The 17,792-nt window shown below is 65.3% G+C and carries 17 protein-coding genes and 1 pseudogene; 8 read left to right on the top strand and 10 right to left on the bottom strand.

Annotated elements, in window-relative coordinates:
* Together JJ959_RS16395 and JJ959_RS16400 are read left to right on the top strand one after the other, a co-directional pair.
* A pseudogene (locus JJ959_RS16395) lies at window positions 1–344 on the top strand (methyl-accepting chemotaxis protein); the annotation flags it as partial.
* A gap of 349 nt (window positions 345–693) precedes the next feature.
* A complete protein-coding gene (locus JJ959_RS16400; protein WP_292885923.1) occupies window positions 694–3,330 on the top strand; it encodes a methyl-accepting chemotaxis protein in 2,637 nt (878 codons plus the stop codon).
* On the opposite strand, the gene JJ959_RS16405 is transcribed toward JJ959_RS16400, so the two are convergent.
* Both JJ959_RS16405 and rmuC read right to left on the bottom strand, forming a co-directional pair.
* The gene (locus JJ959_RS16405) at window positions 3,327–3,935 is read right to left on the bottom strand and encodes a GNAT family N-acetyltransferase (protein ID WP_292885925.1); all 609 of its coding nucleotides are present in this window, start codon (window positions 3,933–3,935) and stop codon (window positions 3,327–3,329) included. The genes JJ959_RS16400 and JJ959_RS16405 overlap by 4 nt on opposite strands.
* A 3-nt stretch (window positions 3,936–3,938) precedes the next feature.
* The gene (rmuC, locus tag JJ959_RS16410; RefSeq protein ID WP_292885928.1) at window positions 3,939–5,120 is read right to left on the bottom strand and encodes a DNA recombination protein RmuC; all 1,182 of its coding nucleotides are present in this window, start codon (window positions 5,118–5,120) and stop codon (window positions 3,939–3,941) included.
* Between the two features lie 152 nt (window positions 5,121–5,272).
* Between rmuC and def the strand changes: the two genes are divergently transcribed.
* From def to truA, 3 genes are read left to right on the top strand one after another with little or no spacing between them, the layout of a single operon-like run.
* Window positions 5,273–5,800 (top strand): peptide deformylase, encoded by a 528-nt coding sequence (def, locus tag JJ959_RS16415; protein WP_292885931.1) that lies wholly within the window; start codon window positions 5,273–5,275, stop codon window positions 5,798–5,800.
* A 20-nt stretch (window positions 5,801–5,820) separates the two neighbouring features.
* A complete protein-coding gene (gene fmt / locus JJ959_RS16420; protein ID WP_292885934.1) occupies window positions 5,821–6,789 on the top strand; it encodes a methionyl-tRNA formyltransferase in 969 nt (322 codons plus the stop codon).
* 4 nt (window positions 6,790–6,793) lie between these two features.
* Window positions 6,794–7,534, top strand: a complete 741-nt coding sequence (gene truA, locus JJ959_RS16425) for a tRNA pseudouridine(38-40) synthase TruA (RefSeq protein ID WP_292885937.1) — start codon at window positions 6,794–6,796, stop codon at window positions 7,532–7,534.
* A gap of 4 nt (window positions 7,535–7,538) precedes the next feature.
* Here the strand turns inward: truA and JJ959_RS16430 are convergent, their stop codons facing one another.
* From JJ959_RS16430 to JJ959_RS16445, 4 genes are read right to left on the bottom strand one after another with little or no spacing between them, the layout of a single operon-like run.
* Window positions 7,539–8,102: a hypothetical protein gene (locus JJ959_RS16430; RefSeq protein WP_292885940.1), complete on the bottom strand. Its 564-nt coding sequence runs from the start codon at window positions 8,100–8,102 to the stop codon at window positions 7,539–7,541.
* Between the two features lie 17 nt (window positions 8,103–8,119).
* A complete protein-coding gene (gene dapE / locus JJ959_RS16435) occupies window positions 8,120–9,283 on the bottom strand; it encodes a succinyl-diaminopimelate desuccinylase (protein WP_292885943.1) in 1,164 nt (387 codons plus the stop codon).
* A gap of 1 nt (window position 9,284) precedes the next feature.
* Window positions 9,285–10,145, bottom strand: coding sequence for a 2,3,4,5-tetrahydropyridine-2,6-dicarboxylate N-succinyltransferase (dapD, locus tag JJ959_RS16440; protein WP_292885946.1), 861 nt, complete (start codon window positions 10,143–10,145; stop codon window positions 9,285–9,287).
* Between the two features lie 4 nt (window positions 10,146–10,149).
* Window positions 10,150–10,341 carry a hypothetical protein gene (locus tag JJ959_RS16445; RefSeq protein ID WP_292885949.1) on the bottom strand — a complete coding sequence of 64 codons (192 nt, stop codon included), beginning with the start codon at window positions 10,339–10,341 and terminating at the stop codon, window positions 10,150–10,152.
* 142 nt (window positions 10,342–10,483) lie between these two features.
* On the opposite strand from JJ959_RS16445, the gene JJ959_RS16450 reads away from it, so the two are divergent.
* Window positions 10,484–11,686: a multidrug effflux MFS transporter gene (locus tag JJ959_RS16450; protein ID WP_292885952.1), complete on the top strand. Its 1,203-nt coding sequence runs from the start codon at window positions 10,484–10,486 to the stop codon at window positions 11,684–11,686.
* 1 nt (window position 11,687) lies between these two features.
* On the opposite strand, the gene JJ959_RS16455 is transcribed toward JJ959_RS16450, so the two are convergent.
* Window positions 11,688–12,359: a pyrimidine 5'-nucleotidase gene (locus tag JJ959_RS16455; protein ID WP_292885955.1), complete on the bottom strand. Its 672-nt coding sequence runs from the start codon at window positions 12,357–12,359 to the stop codon at window positions 11,688–11,690.
* 128 nt (window positions 12,360–12,487) lie between these two features.
* On the opposite strand from JJ959_RS16455, the gene JJ959_RS16460 reads away from it, so the two are divergent.
* Both JJ959_RS16460 and JJ959_RS16465 read left to right on the top strand, forming a co-directional pair.
* The gene (locus JJ959_RS16460; protein WP_292885958.1) at window positions 12,488–14,242 is read left to right on the top strand and encodes a diguanylate cyclase; all 1,755 of its coding nucleotides are present in this window, start codon (window positions 12,488–12,490) and stop codon (window positions 14,240–14,242) included.
* Window positions 14,232–15,527: a DUF2336 domain-containing protein gene (locus JJ959_RS16465; RefSeq protein ID WP_292885961.1), complete on the top strand. Its 1,296-nt coding sequence runs from the start codon at window positions 14,232–14,234 to the stop codon at window positions 15,525–15,527. The genes JJ959_RS16460 and JJ959_RS16465 overlap by 11 nt, the downstream gene beginning before the upstream one ends.
* Before the next feature lie 37 nt (window positions 15,528–15,564).
* Here the strand turns inward: JJ959_RS16465 and JJ959_RS16470 are convergent, their stop codons facing one another.
* The 3 genes from JJ959_RS16470 to yihA all read right to left on the bottom strand — a co-directional run bounded on the left by JJ959_RS16470 (window position 15,565) and on the right by yihA (window position 17,792).
* Complete coding sequence (locus JJ959_RS16470) at window positions 15,565–15,900, bottom strand: hypothetical protein (RefSeq protein ID WP_292885964.1); 336 nt, start codon at window positions 15,898–15,900, stop codon at window positions 15,565–15,567.
* A 328-nt stretch (window positions 15,901–16,228) separates the two neighbouring features.
* Entirely contained in the window at window positions 16,229–17,137 is a 909-nt protein-coding gene (argB, locus tag JJ959_RS16475) for an acetylglutamate kinase (RefSeq protein WP_226893569.1), read from the bottom strand.
* Window positions 17,138–17,153: 16 nt separating this feature from the next.
* Window positions 17,154–17,792, bottom strand: a complete 639-nt coding sequence (yihA, locus tag JJ959_RS16480) for a ribosome biogenesis GTP-binding protein YihA/YsxC (RefSeq protein ID WP_292885969.1) — start codon at window positions 17,790–17,792, stop codon at window positions 17,154–17,156.

Consider the following 17,792-nt stretch of genomic DNA (forward strand, 5'->3'; position numbering starts at 1 on the left):
TCTCCGCGCAGATCGACGCCGTACAGGCGAACACCAATCAGGCGGTCGACGCGATCCGCGAGATCGGTACGCTGATCGGAGATATGACCGAAAAGATGATGGCGATCTCCAGCGCGGTCGAGGAACAGGGCGCCTCCACCGACGAGATCGCGCGCAGCACCTCGGAAGCCGCACAAAGCACCAACCAGGTGAGCTCGACCATGGACGGCATGATGAGCGTCGCCGGGGAGGCGGGGACCACCGCCGACCAGGTCCTCTCCGCGGCCAAGAGCGTCGCCACGCAGGCGCAATCTCTGGACCGGGAGGTCGCGACCTTCCTCAACAAGGTCAGAAGCGGAACCTGATCGATCAGGGCGCCAAGCTTGATGCTACCCTTGTGAACGGGCGGGCTGCGATAGTCCGCCCGTTCTTTTTGCGGTGCGAAATCATTGATCCCAATAGATAATCCATTTTTCAAATACGGTTTTATTAACTAATCGGCAAATCCATCTAAAAATTAACCATAAAACAAGGAAATAAGTTAATATTTACAATGCACTTTTCGAACTTGATCTCACCTATCCGGTGGCGTCAAAGTGACCTTGACGCGCTATTTTGCACCGCACAATGCGAGTGCCCCAGCGCCGTTTCGGGGACGCCTTCTACACCAATCCTTTCTTGGAGAGGGCAAAGCATGCAGGGGGATCTCAAGCCGTGGACCAGTCACTGGAGTCTGACGACGTAAATCTCATTCCGGACGACGCGGAAACCGAACAGGCGGAAGAAGCCCGCACCCGGTCACGGCGCAGCGTCGGTGTCGGCGGCAAGCTTTATCTTGCGCTTGGCGGCATCACCCTCATCACGCTGAGCGCCGCCATCATCTCGATCCTCGCCTTCACCACCCTGCAGCAGGCCCTCGACCAGTTCACCGGCCGATCCATCCCGGCGATCAAGAACTCGATGGCGCTCGCGAATGCGAGCGCCAACATCGCCGCGACAGCGCCGGCGCTGGTCAGCGCCGCGAACCAGGAGGAACGCGACACGATCCAGACCGACATGGAGGCCGGACTTTCCGACATCCGCAACCGTCTGCAGCAGATGCCGTCGCTCGACGAGGAGGGCCGGGCAGGCCTGTCCGCACTGATCGGTGAGATCGAAAGCGCGCTCGCCGAACTCCAGGCAACGATCGGCCAGCGCGACGAACTGCGCACGGCGCTCGACACCACGACAGCCAATCTCCGCAAGGAGCAGCGGCTCTTCGTCTCCGGCGCCCTGCCGCTCGTCAGGCAGGCCAGCGATACCCTGCGCCAGCGCGGAGAGACCGCGATCAGTTTTTCCGGCGACGCCGTCGAGAACCTCCTGACCCAGGAGCTGGTGCAGCTCGAGTCCGGCCTCAGGACGGCCGCGCTCGGACATGAGATGCTGTCGATCGTCGCTCTGGCGGCGACAGCGGGGACAGAGCCCGATGTCGATGCACTGGAAACCCGGTTCAAGGGCGTCGCGAGCCAGATCCACGATGCCGTGAACATGCTGGACGAGAGCGACGCCGCCTACGACCTCCGGCAGATCGGCCTCAAGCTGCTGTTCTTCGGCAAGGGCTCCAAATCGGTGTTCGATCTGCGCAAGGCGGAACTCGGCGGAAACGGGGACCCGCAGCGGCGCGCCGACATCGATACGGAAGTCGCCGAGCTGACGGCAACCTTCCAGAGCTCGATCGATCCGGTGATCGAAGAGGCGACCGCGCGGCTCACCGCCGGCGGGACCGGCCTCGTCGACAATATCAAGGACGCGATCTCCAAGCTGATCCACGAGGACGTTACCGTCATCCGCGACGCTCTCGAACTCGTCGCAAAGGCCAATCATATCGCCGGACTGCTGAACGCCGCGGCCGGCGCCCCGGACACCCTGGCGGTCGGCCAGATCTCCAGCGAGTTCATCCTCTCGAACAACGGCCTGCTGAGCGCGCTCGGCAGCTTCGAGAACAAGCTCGATCCGCTGACGCTCGAAAGCGGCAATCTGCTGGTCGGCTTCGGTCTCGGCGACAATTCCATCTTCAACCTGCGCACCCGGCTTCTCGAGACCGAAGCGGCCTCGCAGGAGGCCCTGGCGAAGAGCCGGGCGGCGGTCGCGGCCATGTCCGGCAAGGTCCACGAGCTGGTCTCGCAGGCGGAAGCCGCGGCGACGGTGAGCGAGCAGTCGGCCCGCAAGACGGTGACCAACAGCAAATACTTCATGTTCGCGGTCTGCGGTGCGAGCGTCGTGCTCAGCTTCCTGATCGGCTGGCTGCTGGTCTCGCGCCAGGTGGTGCGCCGGGTGAACGGCCTGCAGCGGACGATGGCAGAGATCGCCGACGGCGATCTGGAAACGGAAGTCGACACTTCGGGCTCGGACGAGATTTCCGCCATGGCGCGGACCGTGGAAGTGTTCCGCGACAACGGCCGCGAGGTCGGACGCCTGCGCGACGAACAGCAGCGCGCCGAAGCCCGCTCCGCCGAAGAGCGGCGCCTGGCGATGCTGAACCTCGCCGATACGTTCGAGCAGTCGGTGAAGGCCATCGTCGATCAGGTCGGCCAGTCCGCGGCGGCGATGGAAAGAAGTTCGGAGACCATGGTGAGCGCCTCCGAGCAGGTGAAGAGCGAGTCCACCGGCGTGCGCACGGTCGCGGAAGCAACCTCGAGCAACGTCAATACGGTGGCTGCCGCGGCCGAGGAGCTCGCCGCGTCGGTGCAGGAGATCAGCGCGAATATCTCCGAGACCTCCCGGGTGGCACAACAGGCCGCAGAGAAGGCGCAGAACACGGACCGCATCGTCGCCAGCCTCGATGAGGAATCACAGAAGATCGGCGAGGTCGTCAGTCTCATCAACGACATCGCGGAGCAGACCAATCTCCTGGCCCTGAATGCTACGATCGAGGCTGCACGGGCCGGCGATGCCGGCAAGGGCTTCGCGGTGGTCGCCTCGGAGGTGAAGAACCTCGCGACCCAGACGGCGAAGGCGACCGAGGAGATCTCGGCGCAGATCAATGCGGTTCAGGCCAACACCAACCAGGCCGTTGAGGCGATCCGGGAGATCGGCACGCTCATCGGCGACATGACCGAGAAGATGATCGCGGTTTCCAGCGCGGTGGAAGAACAGGGCGCGTCGACGGACGAGATCGCGCGCTCCTCGTCCGAGGCGGCGCAGAGCACCAACCAGGTGAGCGAGACCATGAACGGCATGATGAGCGTCGCCGGGGAGGCCGGCAGCACGGCCGACGAGGTGCTTTCCGCCGCCAAGGGGGTCGCCGCGCAGGCCCAGTCGCTCGACCGCGAGGTCACGACCTTCCTCGACAAGGTCAGAAACGGCAGCTAGGCGGGCCGAACCCGAGCGGGCGAGTCCTCGGGACTCGCCCACTCGCGCGCCAAGATCGCGTAGACGAAATCCTCCGCCCAGGCACCCTTGAAGAACTCCTTCTCCCGGTAATGCGCCTCGCGCCGCATGCCGAGCTTCTCCATGAGCCTCCAGGAGCCGGTGTTGCGCACGTCGCAATGGGCGCTGATCCGGTGCATGCCGAAATGGCCGAAGCCGAGTTCCAGCGCCTTCCGCGCCGCCTCCAGCGCATAGCCCCGCCCCTGATGACGCGGATCGAACACGTAGCCGATCTCGCCCTGCAGATGCTCCCGGCTGAGCAGCTGCAGCTTCAGGTTTCCGAGATAGGCGCCGTCCTCGCGCCGCTCGACCGCGATCTTGAGCTCGTCCCCGTCCGCTTCCAGAACAGGCGGCGTCAAGTAACGCGCGAGCGCTTCCGGCGCCTCCTCCCGGGTCATCGGATCGCCATAGAGCATCGCGACCACCTCGGGGTTTGAGCGCAGCCGGAAGACGTTCTCCAGATCGTCCGCTCGGTAGGCCCTCAGGCAGAGCCTCTCGGTGAATACCGGCAGGTCGAGCGTCGTCCGCAGCAGGTCCCGGTCGGCCACGGCTCAGCTTTCAAGCGGCAGGCGTTCGGTAGTGCCCAGCAAGTCGGCCGCCGCATCGCCCGAGCCCTCGATGGTCCCGACCTCGATCTCCTCGATCCGCTCGCCGCGACGGGTGATCTTGTTCGTCGAGGTGCGGATATCGCGGATATCCTTCTCCGCCTGATTGAAATGGGTCTCGAGCTTGCCGACCCGGTCGTCCAGCCGCCCGACATCGACCAGCATGGTCCGGACTTCCTTCTGGATCACATGCGCCTGCTCGCGCATCCGGGCGTCCTTCAGCACCGCGCGGACCGTGTTCAGGGTCGCCATCAAAGTGGTCGGCGAGACGATCCAGACCCGCTCCTTCCAGGACTGCTCGACGACATGCGGCAGGTTGGCGTGCAGTTCGGCATAGATCGCTTCCGACGGCAGGAACATCAGCGCCGATTCCGCCGTCTCGCCCGGCACGATGTAGCGCGCCGCGATGTCCTTCACATGCTTCAGGATCGCCGCCGCCATCTGCTTGCGCGCAACCTCGCGCTCGGCATCGTTCGAGGCGTTGGTCAGCGCGTGATAGCTCTCCAGCGGGAACTTCGCGTCGATCGCGATCGAGCCCGGCGGGTTCGGCAGGTCGATCAGGCAGTCGACGCGCCGGTTCTCACCGACCTGGGCCTGGAAGCGGTAGGCGTTCGGCGGCAGGATCGAGCTGACAAGATCGTTCAGCTGGATCTCCCCGAAGGCGCCGCGCGCCTGCTTGTTGGAGAGGATGTCCTGCAGCCCGACCACCTGGGTCGAGAGCTCGGTGATGTTCTTCTGCGCCGCGTCGATCACCGCCAGACGCTGCTGCAGCTCGGAGAGCGAGGTCTGCGCCTTGGTGCTGGATTTCTCCAGGCTCTCGCCAACCTTGCGGGTCACGTCGGCCAGCCGCTCGTCGAGCCGCTTGGCGACCTCGCGCTCCTGAAGCTGCATCAACTCGGCGATCTTCGCCTGCGCCGCGGCATGGTTCTCCGAGAGCTGGGTCACCCGGCCGGCAAGCTCGGCCTGCGCCGCGGCGGCGCGCTCCGCCTGTTCCGCCTGACGCCGTGCCGCCTCCTCCAGCACCATGGAGATCCGGTCGTCGCCGCCGCGTCCCCGCAGCAGAGCCACCACCGCGACCAGAACCGCGAGGGCGGCAACCGCCGCCAGCACCAGGGTCAGACTATCCATGCCCGTTTCCACATCCGATCCGCTTCTTCCGAATCACTCATCCTACCACGCCCTGCGCGGCGTACGCGCCTCCGGAAGGCGCCGCCAAACTTGACCTTGGGAGGGCGATCCCCTAACTCAGGGGCGGCTGGCAACAAAACCGAAACACCCGTATGAGCAAGCGCGACATCGTCTGGGCGCCGGACAAGGTCCTGAAGACCAAATGCACTCCGGTCGAGACAATCGACGACGAGATCCGGCAGATCCTCGATGACATGCTGGAGACCATGTACGACGCGCCCGGCATCGGCCTGGCGGCGCCGCAGATCGGCCTCACCAAGCGCCTCATCGTCATCGATGTCGCCGGCAAGGACGAGGAGCCGCAGCCGCTCAAGATCGTCAATCCGGAGATCGTCTGGTCCTCCGACGAGGAAAGCACCTACGAGGAGGGCTGCCTTTCGCTCCCCGGACACTATGCCGACGTGACGCGCCCGGCCGCGGTCCGGGTCAAATATCTCGACGAGACCGGCGCCGCGCAGGAGATCGAGGCGGACGGCCTGCTCGCCACCTGCCTGCAGCATGAGATCGACCATATCGACGGCGTCCTCTTCATCGATCATCTCTCCGCCCTTAAGCGGAACATGATCCTGAGGAAGATGACCAAGGCGAAGAAACAGCGCGCCGAAGACGAAGCGGCCTAGATCCGATCGGAACCCCTCCAATGTCCGGGTCCGCCCAGACCGTCATCACACCCTACGACCCCCTCCGCCTTGCCTTCATGGGCACGCCGGACTTCTCCGTGCCGGTACTGGAGGCGCTGGTCGCCGCCGGACACGAGATCGCCGCCGTCTACAGCCAGCCGCCCCGTCCCGCCGGGCGCGGCAAGAAGGAGCGCAAGTCGCCGGTGCACGAGGCGGCGGAGCGTCACGGCATCCCGGTCTTCACCCCGACCTCGCTGCGCAACGAAGAGGAACAGGCACGGTTCCGCCAGCTTAAGCTCGACGCCGCCGTGGTCGTCGCCTACGGGCTGATCCTGCCGACGGAGATCCTCGAGGCGCCGCGGCTCGGCTGCATCAACGTCCATGCCTCGCTGCTGCCGCGCTGGCGCGGCGCGGCACCGATCCAGCGCGCCATCCTCGCCGGCGACAGCGAGACCGGCGTCACCATCATGGCGATGGACGAAGGTCTCGATACCGGCGACATGCTGATGGCCGAGCGCGTGCCGATCACGGAGGAGACCACCGGCGAGAGCCTGCACGACACGCTCTCCGCCGTCGGCGCCAAACTGATCCTGCCGGCGCTGGCGGCGATTGCCGGCGGCTATGTCGAGGCGACCCCGCAGCCGGAGGACGGGGTCACCTATGCGGAGAAGCTGACCCGGGAGACCGGACATCTCGACTGGTCGAAAAGCGCGGAGGAGCTGGAGCGCACGATCCGCGCCCTCGCCCCCTGGCCTGGCGCCTGGTTCGAGCTCGGCGGCGAGCGTTTCAAGGTCTTCGCGGGCGAGGTGCTGAAGCTCGGCCCGCTCTCCAACGATCCGGGGACCGTGCTTGATGAAGAGCTGACCGTCTCCTGCGCCGAGGACGCGCTGCGCATCACCCGCCTGCAGCGGCCCGGCAAGGCGCCGATGGATGCCGCCGACCTGCTGCGCGGCTATGACGGACTGACACCCGGCACGAAGCTCGGCTGAGCCCATGCCCCGCTTCAGGATCACGATCGAATATGACGGCGGAGACTTCTCCGGCTGGCAGCGCCAGGCGAACGGTCCGTCAATCCAGCAGGCGCTCGAGGAGGCCGTAAAGGCCTTCTCCGGCGAGTCTGTCGAGGTCGTCGGGGCAGGACGGACCGACGCCGGCGTGCACGCCTTGGCGCAGGTCGCGCATTTCGATCTCGAAACCGATCGCTTCGATGCCGCGACGGTGATGAAGGCAGTGAATTTCCACCTGAAGCCGGCCCCCATCGTGATCCGCCATACCGCGGAGGCGGATCCGGAGTTCCATGCCCGCTTTTCCGCCACCCGGCGGTCCTATCTCTACCGCATCCTCAACCGCCCGGCCCCGCCGGCACTCGATCGCGGCCGCGTCTGGCACGTCCCGCAGACACTCGACGCCGATGCCATGCACGAGGCGGCAGAGGCCCTGCTCGGCAACCATGACTTCACCACCTTCCGGGCGAAGCACTGCCAGGCGCAGTCGCCGGTAAAGACGCTCGATGCCCTCACCGTCTCGCGCGTGGGCGAGGAAATCCACATCAACGCGCATGCCCGCTCCTTTCTGCATCACCAGATCCGCAACATCACCGGCACGCTGAAGCTGGTCGGAGGGGGAAAATGGACTCGGAAGGATGTGGAGAAGGCCCTGGCGGCGAAGGACCGGGCCGCGGGCGGACCGACGGCACCGCCGGACGGGCTCTATCTGGTTTCGGTCGGTTACTGAGCCGTCAGCTCATGACGGCGATGCTCTCCAGCAGGAGATAGGCGAGCAGCGAGACCATTTCGTCCGCGAGCACGAACCCGGCCGCCATCAGGCCCGAGACGCCGAGCAGATCCCTTGCCCAGCGCCAGCGCAGCAGAACCACCAGCAGCCACGGCACGATGCTGAGCGTCTCGAAGGCCGCCGACATGGCGCCGTCACCCGAGCCGAGCAGGTAGAAAAGGCAGGTGATGTAGACGAAGGGAAGCGAGAGCCAGTTATAGGGCACGAGAAAGTCGAGGATCTTCCCGAGCGCCCCGATCTTCTCCGCGATCAGCACCGCGACACAGGGAAAAGCGAGCCAATAAACCGCGTAGCGCAGGGCGAAGCTGATCCAGTCGAAGAAATCGCCCGCGAGCCAGTCCGCCCGGCCATGCGCGACCTCGGAGATAAGAATGCCCGGCAGCGCCAGCACCGCGGCGAAGAAGGAACGCCAGAACCCTGCCTCGCTGCGGTCGAACAACTCGATGGCACCCGGCCGGTTGAGGGCGAGGCACCAGCAGCCATAGAGCGCGCGGACGATCTCGCTCACGCCCGGGATCATCGGGTCTAACCCTTTGCCGCGTCGAAGAACTTCCCAAGTGCCGTCTCGTAGATCTCGGTCAGCGCCTCGATATCCGTGACCGTCACATGCTCGTCGGTCTTGTGCATGGTCTGGCCGACGATGCCGAACTCGACCACCGGGCAGAACTTCCGGATGAAGCGCGCATCGGACGTGCCGCCGGAGGTGCTGAGCTCCGGGTCCTTGCCCGTCACCTCTTTGACCGCCGCCGCGACCGCGTCGCTCAGCGGTCCCGGTTCGGTCACGAAGGCGTTCGAGGTGCACTCGACCTTGAAATCGTAGCGCCCGCCGACCGCGTCGAAAATCTGGCGGAACTTCGCCTCGAGGCTCTCCGCCGTGTGCAGGTCGTTGAAGCGCGCGTTGAAGGTCGCCGAGGTCTTCGCCGGGATCACGTTGGTTGCCGGGTTGCCGGTATCGACCGTCACGACGGCCACCGTGGAGGGCTGGAAATGCTCCGTGCCCTCGTCCAGCACGCCCGCCGTCAGCGGCTCCAGCATCTTCACGAGGCGATGGATCGGATTATCGGCGAGATGCGGATAGGCGCTGTGGCCCTGGGTACCGTGGACCGTGAGATAGCCGGTGAAGCTGCCGCGCCGGCCGATCTTCATCATCTGGCCGAGGAATTCCGGATTGGTCGGCTCGCCGACGATGCAGGCATCGATCGTCTCGCCTTGCTCCGCCATCCAGTCGAGCACCTTGACGGTGCCGTTGATCGCCGGGCCTTCCTCGTCACCGGTGATCAGGAAGGAGATCGAGCCGCCGAACTCCGAGCCGCGCTTTTCGACGAAGCGCGCCGCCGCCGCCGCGAAGCAGGCAACGCCGGATTTCATGTCGGAACTGCCGCGCCCGTAGAGCCTGCCGTCCCTGATCTCGCCGGAGAAGGGCGGCAGCGCCCAGTCCGCAGCATTGCCCGGCGGCACCACATCGGTATGGCCGGCAAAGCAGAGGTTCGGCGCCTCAGTCCCGATGCGGGCATAGAGATTTTCGACGTCCGGCGTGCCCTCGGCCGTGAAGGTGAGGCGCCTGCAGGTGAAGCCAAGCGCCGTCAGTTCCTTCTCGAGCAGCGCGAGCGCGCCGCCCTCGGCGGGGGTCACGCTCTCGCAGCGGACGAGGTCCTGCGTCAGCCGGACCGGATCGATCTCTTTACCCACTTCAGTCCCGCAGCAGGTCGTTGATCGAGGTCTTGGAGCGGGTCTGCGCATCGACACGCTTCACGATCACCGCGCAGGAGAGGCTCGGGCCCGGGGTGCCGTCCGGCAGCGGCTTGCCCGGCAGCGAGCCCGGCACGACGACGGAATAGGACGGCACGCGGCCGATGAAGATCTCACCGGTGCTGCGGTCGATGATCTTGGTCGTAGCGGAGATGAAGACGCCCATGGAGAGCACCGAGCCCTCCTCGACGATCACGCCCTCAACCACCTCGGAGCGGGCGCCGATGAAGCAGTTGTCCTCGATGATGACCGGGGAAGCCTGAAGCGGCTCCAGCACGCCGCCGATGCCGACGCCGCCGGAGAGATGCACGTTCTTGCCGATCTGCGCGCAGGAGCCGACCGTCGCCCAGGTATCCACCATGGAGCCCTGGTCCACATAGGCGCCGAGATTGACGAAGCTCGGCATCAGGACGACGCCCTTGGCGATGAAGGCGGATCGGCGGACGACGCAGTTCGGCACGGCGCGGAAGCCGGCCTCGCGGAACCGGTTGGCGCCCCAGCCGGCGAACTTGGACGGCACCTTGTCCCACCAGACGGACGGGCCGAGTTCCGGATCGGTCGGACCGCCAGGGATGATCTCCATGTCATTGAGGCGGAAGGAGAGCAGAACAGCCTTTTTCGCCCACTCGTTCACCTGCCATTTGTGATTTCCGAGCGGCTCGGCGGTCCGGATGGTGCCGTTGTCGAGGCCGGCGAGCGCTTCCTCGACCGCCTCGCGGATCTCGCCCTTGGTGTTCAGACCGACATTGTCCCGGTCGTCCCAGGCCGCGTTGATCACAGATTCGAGTTGGCTCGCGCTCATTGCCTCATACCCCGTCGCACATATCGGAAAATCGACGCGCAACATGGGCAAGCGGCTCGGAGCTGTCAATCTGCGCGACGGTGCTTTTTTCGCACAATGCTGCGGTTTGGATGCCGCTACCGCGGAACTCATTGCCGCGACAGGCGACATTGACCCCGGCCGCTTTCCCGTCTAGCAATTTCATCATGATCCGCATCGAGGCACTCACGGTCGTAGGAATGCGCATGGGAATGGTAGCCTAGCTGCCCGGCGAGAGCACCCATGCGCGGTAAGCAAGGCCCCGGAAGGGGCCTTTTTCGTGGTCGATTTTCCTTCTCCAGCCGAAGCCGCAAAACGCCATGCCACAGCTCCCTCCCGGACCGCGTCTCTCCACGCTGATCCTGCTCTCCGCGCTCTGCATCCTGCCCATCAACATCTTCCTGCCGTCGCTCAACAACATGGCCGAGGAGTTCGGTGTCGACTACGGCATCATCGGCCTGTCGCTGGCGGCCTATGCCGGAACCTCCGCCGTCCTGCAGGTCGTGCTCGGCCCCCTCTCCGACAGGTTCGGACGGCGGCCGGTGATCCTTTCCGGCCTCGTCCTCTTCCTTGCCGCCACCGCGGGATGCATCTTCGCACCGGATGTCTGGAGCTTCCTCGCCTGCCGCATGCTGCAGGCGGTGATCGCCCCGACCTATGCCGTAGCACTGGCTGTTATCCGGGATACGACGAGCCGGGAAGAGGCGGCGAGCCGGATCGGCTTCGTCTCCATGGCCTGGGCGGTCGCGCCGATGCTCGGGCCGAGCCTCGGGGGCCTGCTTGACCAGGCCTTCGGCTGGCGCGCCAGCTTCTGGTTTCTCGAAGCCTACGGCATCGCGGTCTTCGCTCTCTGCTGGTTCGATCTGCGGGAGACCAACCTCACCCCGTCACCCTCCATCGCGACGCAGTTCCGGGCCTATCCAGATCTCTTCGCCTCGAAGCGTTTCTGGGCCTACGCGCTCTGCATGGCCTTCTCGGTCGGCGCCTTCTTCGCCTTCCTCGCCGGGGCGCCGCTTGCGGCGGGCGCAGCGTTCGACCTGTCGCCGGCGGCGCTCGGCCTCTCCATGGGCTCGATCACCGGCGGCTTCATGTTCGGCAGCTTTCTCTCCGGCCGCTTCGCCGGACGGGTCCGGCTCACCACCATGATGCTCGCGGGACGGACGCTCGCCTGCGCAGGCCTGCTCCTCGGGCTCGCTCTATACGCGCTCGGGATCGACCATCTGATGGCCCTGCTCGGCCCCTGCATGCTGGTCGGCGTTTCCAACGGCCTCACCATCCCGAGCGCGAATGCGGGCGCCATCTCGGTCCGCCCGAAGCTGACCGGCAGCGCGGCCGGACTGGCAAGCGCCATCACGGTGGCCGGCGGTGCAACCATGGCCTCTGTCGCCAGTGCGGTCCTAACCGAAGACAACGCACGCTACGCCCTGCTGCTGGTCATGCTGGGTTCGGCGACCATCGCCATGATGGCAGCTCTCACCGTGCGCCGCCTGGAGCGTTTGCGTACGGACGGGGACGACGCCTGATTCAGTCGGCGGACGCTCCGGACAGTCCGTTCAGCCACTGTGTCAGGTCCTCGGTGACATGATGGACGTAAGCCTCCTCGGCCCCCTCCTTCGCCCAGTCGAGCGTGCCAGAGAGCCAGACCGTGGTCATGCCGAGCGCGGCGGCGGGCTCGAGGTTGCGGGCCATGTCCTCGACCATGACGGCGCGCCTGGGGTCGATGCCATGGCGCGAGACAAGGATATCGTAGGGATCGGGGTTGGGTTTCGGCACGTAATCCGCCGCGACGATGTCGAACACGTCCTCGAAATGATGCTCGACGCCGATCCGCCCCATGATCCGGCGGGCATGCGGGACCGAGCCGTTGGTGTAGATGATCTTGCGCCCCGGCAGCCGCCCGATCGCCTCGGCAAGAGCGTGGTTCGGATCGATGTCCGAGACATCGATGTCGTGAACGAAATGGAGATATTCCTCCCCGTCGACGCCATGCTCCACCATCAGGCCCCGCAGCGTCGTGCCGTGGCGCCGGAACAGGTCCTTCTGCAGCGCGCGCGCCGCCTCCTCGTCGAGAGAAAAACGGTCTTGGACATACACGGTGATGCGTTTGGAAACCCGCGCAAAGATATTGCTCCCTGCGGGATAGAGCGTGTTGTCGAGGTCGAAGATCCAGGTCTCGACCGCGTTCGGGTCCAGCATTCGCTTGTCTTTTAGGAGATTGTTATCTTTCATCGCCCTAAAGTGACCATTCCGGCCTGCGCGGGCAAGCCTCCCGGCGGTCTTCACAGAGGCGCAGGACGGAAAAGGGACCGGTGGGGGAAATCAATGTGACTGGGCTTGAGAGCGACCATCATTCGCTGCTCGAAGAGGATCTGGCCGACTTGGCGGAACGCGACGCAGATAGGCTCCTGAAGCTGCTGGAAAACGGCGCTCCGCTGTTTGACTATCCGGGCCCGGTGATCCTGGTGGACCCCGAGAAGAAAGTTGTCGGAGCCAATCCGGCGGCGATGTCGCTGGTGCACGGGATCATGTCCGGCACGGCGCTTTCGATCACCGCTCTGGTCAGCGCGACCCTGTCGAGCGGCGGCCGGCCGCAGAACATGAAGATCCTCGACGAGGAAGCCGGACGGACAACCGATATCACTGCCTTGCCGGTCGATGGCGGGCAGCATGTCCTGCTCTTCGGCCGTGACATCTCGCTCGATCAGAATCTCCGCAACGCCCTGGTCGAATCGCGCCAGCGCTACAAGGACCTGGTCGAGATCTCCAGCGATTTCGCCTGGGAGACCGACGCCAGCGGAAAGTTCGTCTTCGTCTCGACGGCGGGCGCGCTCGGCTACGAGCCGGACGAGCTGGTCGGGCACGTCGCCGACGATTTCGTCAGCAAGCTGGACGGGATACAGATCGTCACCCCCTTCAGCGCGAAGGAACCCTCGACCGGCATCGAGTTCCGCTTCCGCCGCGCCGACGGATCGATCGCCGAGCTGGAGGCGTCCGCCGCCCCGCTCCATACCGAGGATGGCGAATGGCTCGGCGCGCGCGGGGTCTGCCGCGACGTCACCGAGGCGCGGCGGCGCGATGCCGCACTGGCAAAGGCGCGCAACCGCGAACGCCTGATGGCCTATATCGTCCGCACCATCCGCGACGAACTCGACCCGAAGGCAATGCTGGCCTCCGCCGCCCGCGCGATCGCCCGCTCGCTCGCCTCCGACGGCTGCGTCATCTGCCGCCGCGACGCCTCCGGCAAGCTGGCGGTCGCCGCCGAACTCGGCGATCCCCCGGAGGACTTTCTCCGGGATCTGCTTGCCGCGGAGACAGAGGGCCTGACACCGACCGTGATCAAAGACCCGAACGGCGCCCATATACTCGCCGTGCCGACCGACTATCACCAGCGCACCAACGGTGCGGTGGTGCTCTGGCGCGACCATGCCGGCGGCGCCTGGAACGAGGACGACGCCGCGCTCATGAAGGAGGTCTCCAACCAGATCGGCATCGCCATCGAGCAGGTTGCATCGCACGAGAATCTGGAACTGCTTTCGACCACCGACCCGCTGACCAAACTGCTCAACCGCCGTACCTTCCAGGAGCGGCTCGACGGCCGCCTCCGGAAAAAGGGAGCCGGCGGCGCGCTGGTCTATGTCGACCTCGATAACTTCAAGCTCGTGAACGACAATCTGGGCCACAAGAAGGGCGACGAGGTGCTGCTCGATGTCGCCGCGATGCTGCACGGATGCTCGGGCAAGAACGACATGCCGGCACGGCTCGGCGGCGACGAGTTCGTGGTCTGGTTCGACAACGCGGACCGGGACAAGGCGCGCGAGAAGGCCGAGCATCTTCTGGAGGCCGCCGGCACCCTCGCCAAATATGCCGTCGACGAGAACCGCAAGGTCGGAATGTCGATCGGTATCGCCTGGATCGCGCCCGGCGGCGGTATCCCGTCGGAAAATGCGGAAAACCTGATCGCCCGCGCGGACGAAGCGATGTACGAAATCAAACATGGCGGCAAGAACGCCTACACCTTTGCCCCGGACCCGGGTGCTCCCGCCCCGGACGCAAGCGGAGACCGCAGTAATGGCCGATAAGCCCAAGCGACGCATGAGCGATGCGGACAAGGCCGCGTACGAGCAGGCCAAGAACATCGCCGCCAGCACAAATCTGGCGGAACGCCGGCGCCTGGCGGAAGACCACCTGACCCCGCCGGAGATCCTGTTCTTCCTTGCCGAGGACGACAATCGGGAGATTCGCGAGGCGGTCGCCGCGAACACGGCGACGCCGCGTCACGCCGATCAGTTCCTGGCAAAGGACGAGAGCGAGGATGTCCGCTCCATCGTCGCCCGCAAGGTCGCTGCGATCGCACCCAATCTGAGCTCGGAGCGCCGCGAGAGCATCCGCAAGCTGACCGTCGAGGTGCTGGAGACCCTCGCCCTCGACCATGTCGACCGGGTCCGGGCGGTTCTGGCCGACGCGGTGAAGGATCTTCCCGATGCACCGCCGGAAGTGATCAGCCGGGTCATCGAGGTGCTGGCGCGGGATACGACGATTTCGGTCTCCGGCCCGATCCTCGAACATTCGCCGCTGCTCGCGGACGAGCTTCTGGTAGAGATCATCCGCAACGAGCCCGTGGCCGGCGCGATTGCCGCCATCTCCCGCCGCCAGGCCGTTTCTGAGACGGTGTCCGACGCGGTCATCGGTGCCGAGGACGACGCCGCCATCGCCGAACTGCTCGGCAACAAATCCGCGCAGATCCGTGAGGAGACGCTGGACGAGCTGATCGAGAACGCCTCCGACAGGCCGATCCTGCACCGTCCGCTGGTCACGCGGCCGAAGCTGCTCGGACGTCACGCCCTCAGCCTGGCGCGGTTCGTCGGTTACGCCCTCGTCGCCGAGCTAAGCAAACGGGCGGATCTCGGCGCCGAGGCCTCGGCCCAACTGGCGCGCGAACTCGAACGTCGTCTGGAAGAGAATCCGGGCCTCGCGGATGGGACCGAGGAAGGCGAGGTCATCCTGACGGGGCGAGACCGCGCCAAGAAGATGTTCGAGAATGGGACACTGACCGAAGAAGCGGTGCGCGACGCCGTGAGCGAGGGCAAGCGCCCGTTCGTTCTCGCGGCTCTGGAATGCGTCTCCGGCCTGCCCGAGGACGCGGTGCATTCGCTCGCGTCCTCGATCAACCCGAAAGCGGTCGTCGCCCTCGTATGGAAGGCCGGATACAGCATGGAATTCGCCGTGCAGCTCCAGCTCCGGCTGGCGAACATTCCGCCGGAAAAGGCGCTCAAGCCGACCGAAGACGGAGGCTTCCCCCTCAGCGACGATCAGATGTCGTGGCAGATCGAACTGGTCAGCGAAGAGACTGACGAGACGGAGTGATGCCGCGGTTCGGCGCGCGGCAGTAACCGCGGCGGGATCAGGAGGCGACTTCGGCCTTCGGCAGGGGCTTCTTCTCTTCCTGCCAATCGTCGCCGGCCGCGATGACGCAGGTCAGGCCGCCGGGAACCGAGATCGCGATGGTCCAGGTGCCGTTCTTCGAGCTGAAGACCTGAACGAAATTACCGGCCCCGTCGAAACCCGAAGCGGTAACCTTCTCGCCATATTTCCCGTCAAGCTGGGCCACGAGTTCGCCATGCTGGGTGCAGAGCTGCGGCTGCGTGGCCTGCGAGGATGCCGGGATAAAGGCCATGCCGGTCACGAACGCGGCGATTGCCGCAGCCGTCCTGGTCAGGTGTTTCAACTTCCCAATCATGCCTTCCCCCTTTCCGAGGACAGCGCCGGTTCCCAAAAAAACCACAAGCGAACGCCGGCTCTGTACTGAAAAGATAAAAAACAGCCCGTCGTTACTTCACCCTACGATAAATTTATTTACGAAACGCAAACACAACCGGTTTGTTTTTAAACGCTCGAATTAACCAACAATCCTCGAGCAAAGGGCTCCTGCACGTCGAGAGCCGGGCAACGGGCCGAATTTCAGGCATGCCGGCGGCGTTGCGGCCCGGTACGGCCGCACCCGTCAAATTTGATTTCGGGAAGCTGGCGCCGGCCGACGGGTTTCCCCGCCGGACGCAGCGCTTCACTCAGCGGCGTATGATCGTACCAACGCCGTGCGGGGTGAAAAGTTCCACCAGACAGGCATGCGGAACGCGTCCGTCGAAGATGACGGCGGCGCGGGCACCGGTCTTGATCGCCTCGATGCAGGTCTCGATCTTCGGGATCATGCCGCCGGAAATGGTGCCGTCCTCGATGCGGGCCTGAGCCTCTTCGACCGACAGTTCCGGGATCAGCTTGCCGTCCTTGTCGAGCACGCCTGCGACGTCGGTCAGCAGCAGGAACCGGGCGGCGTCGGAGGCCGCCGCAATCGCGCCGGCCGAGGTATCGGCGTTGATATTGTAGGTCTCGCCGTCCGGTCCGAGGCCGATCGGCGCGATAACCGGGATCAGGCCGCCGCTGGAGAAAATCTTCAGGATCTCGACATCGACGCTCGCCGGCTCGCCGACCAGGCCGAGGTCGAGCACCTTCTCGATGCTGCTGTCGGGATCGACCTTGGTCCGCGTGACCTTGCGCGCGGTGATGAGGTTCCCGTCCTTGCCGGAGATGCCGACCGCGCGGCCGCCGGCGGCATTGATCGCGGCGACGATGCCTTTGTTGATAGAGCCCGCCAGCACCATCTCGACAATCTCGACCGTTGCGGTATCGGTCACCCGCAGGCCGTCGATGAACTCGCTCTTGATCTTGAGGCGATCCAGCATCTTGCCGATCTGCGGACCGCCGCCATGAACCACGATCGGGTCCATGCCGACCTGCTTCAGCAGCACCATGTCGGCCGCGAAGGACTTGAAGAGCTCCTCGTCGCCCATGGCATGGCCGCCGAACTTGATCACGACCGTCTTGCCGCTGTAGCGGCGCATGTAGGGCAGCGCCTCGGTCAGGATATCAGCCTTGGAAAGCCAGGTCTGGCGCAGCTCGGTCAGTGACGGTCCGGTCATGATCATCCTCCCCTATTCAAGACGCGGCCAGTGCCGCCAGCGCCGCCCGCAATTCCGGAATACCGGTTCCCTTCTCGGCGCTCGTTTGCACGATAATAGGATGCGCCGCGACATGGGTACGCAATTCCGCCTCGGTATCGGCGATCACCTTTTCCAGCTCGGCCTTTTTCGGCTTGTCGACCTTGGTCAGGACCACCTGGTAAGACACCGCGGCCTGATCGAGCATGTCCATCATCTCGCGGTCGGTATCCTTGAGGCCGTGCCGGGAGTCGATCAGCAGCAGGACCCGCTGCAGGACGGTGCTGCCTTTCAGGTAATGCCGCAGCACATGGTTCCAGGCCGCAACCTGGCTCTTGGAGACCTTCGCGTAGCCGTAGCCGGGCAGGTCGACGATCATCAGCCGGCCGCCGAGGTCGAAGAAATTGAGCTGCTGGGTGCGGCCGGGCGTGTTGGAGGTGCGGGCGAGCGTCTTGCGTCCGGTCAGCGCGTTGACCAGGCTCGACTTGCCGACATTCGAGCGTCCGGCGAAGGCGATCTCCGGCAATCCGGCGTCCGGGAGCTGGTCGAGCCGGGCCGCGCCCCAGACGAACCGGCATTCCTGCGCGAAGAGGAGGCGCCCGGCCTCCAGCGCTTCCGGGTCCAGTTCGTCTTCCAT

This window comes from Nisaea sp., assembly GCF_017640745.1.
In the GTDB taxonomy this organism is placed as follows: domain Bacteria; phylum Pseudomonadota; class Alphaproteobacteria; order Thalassobaculales; family Thalassobaculaceae; genus Nisaea.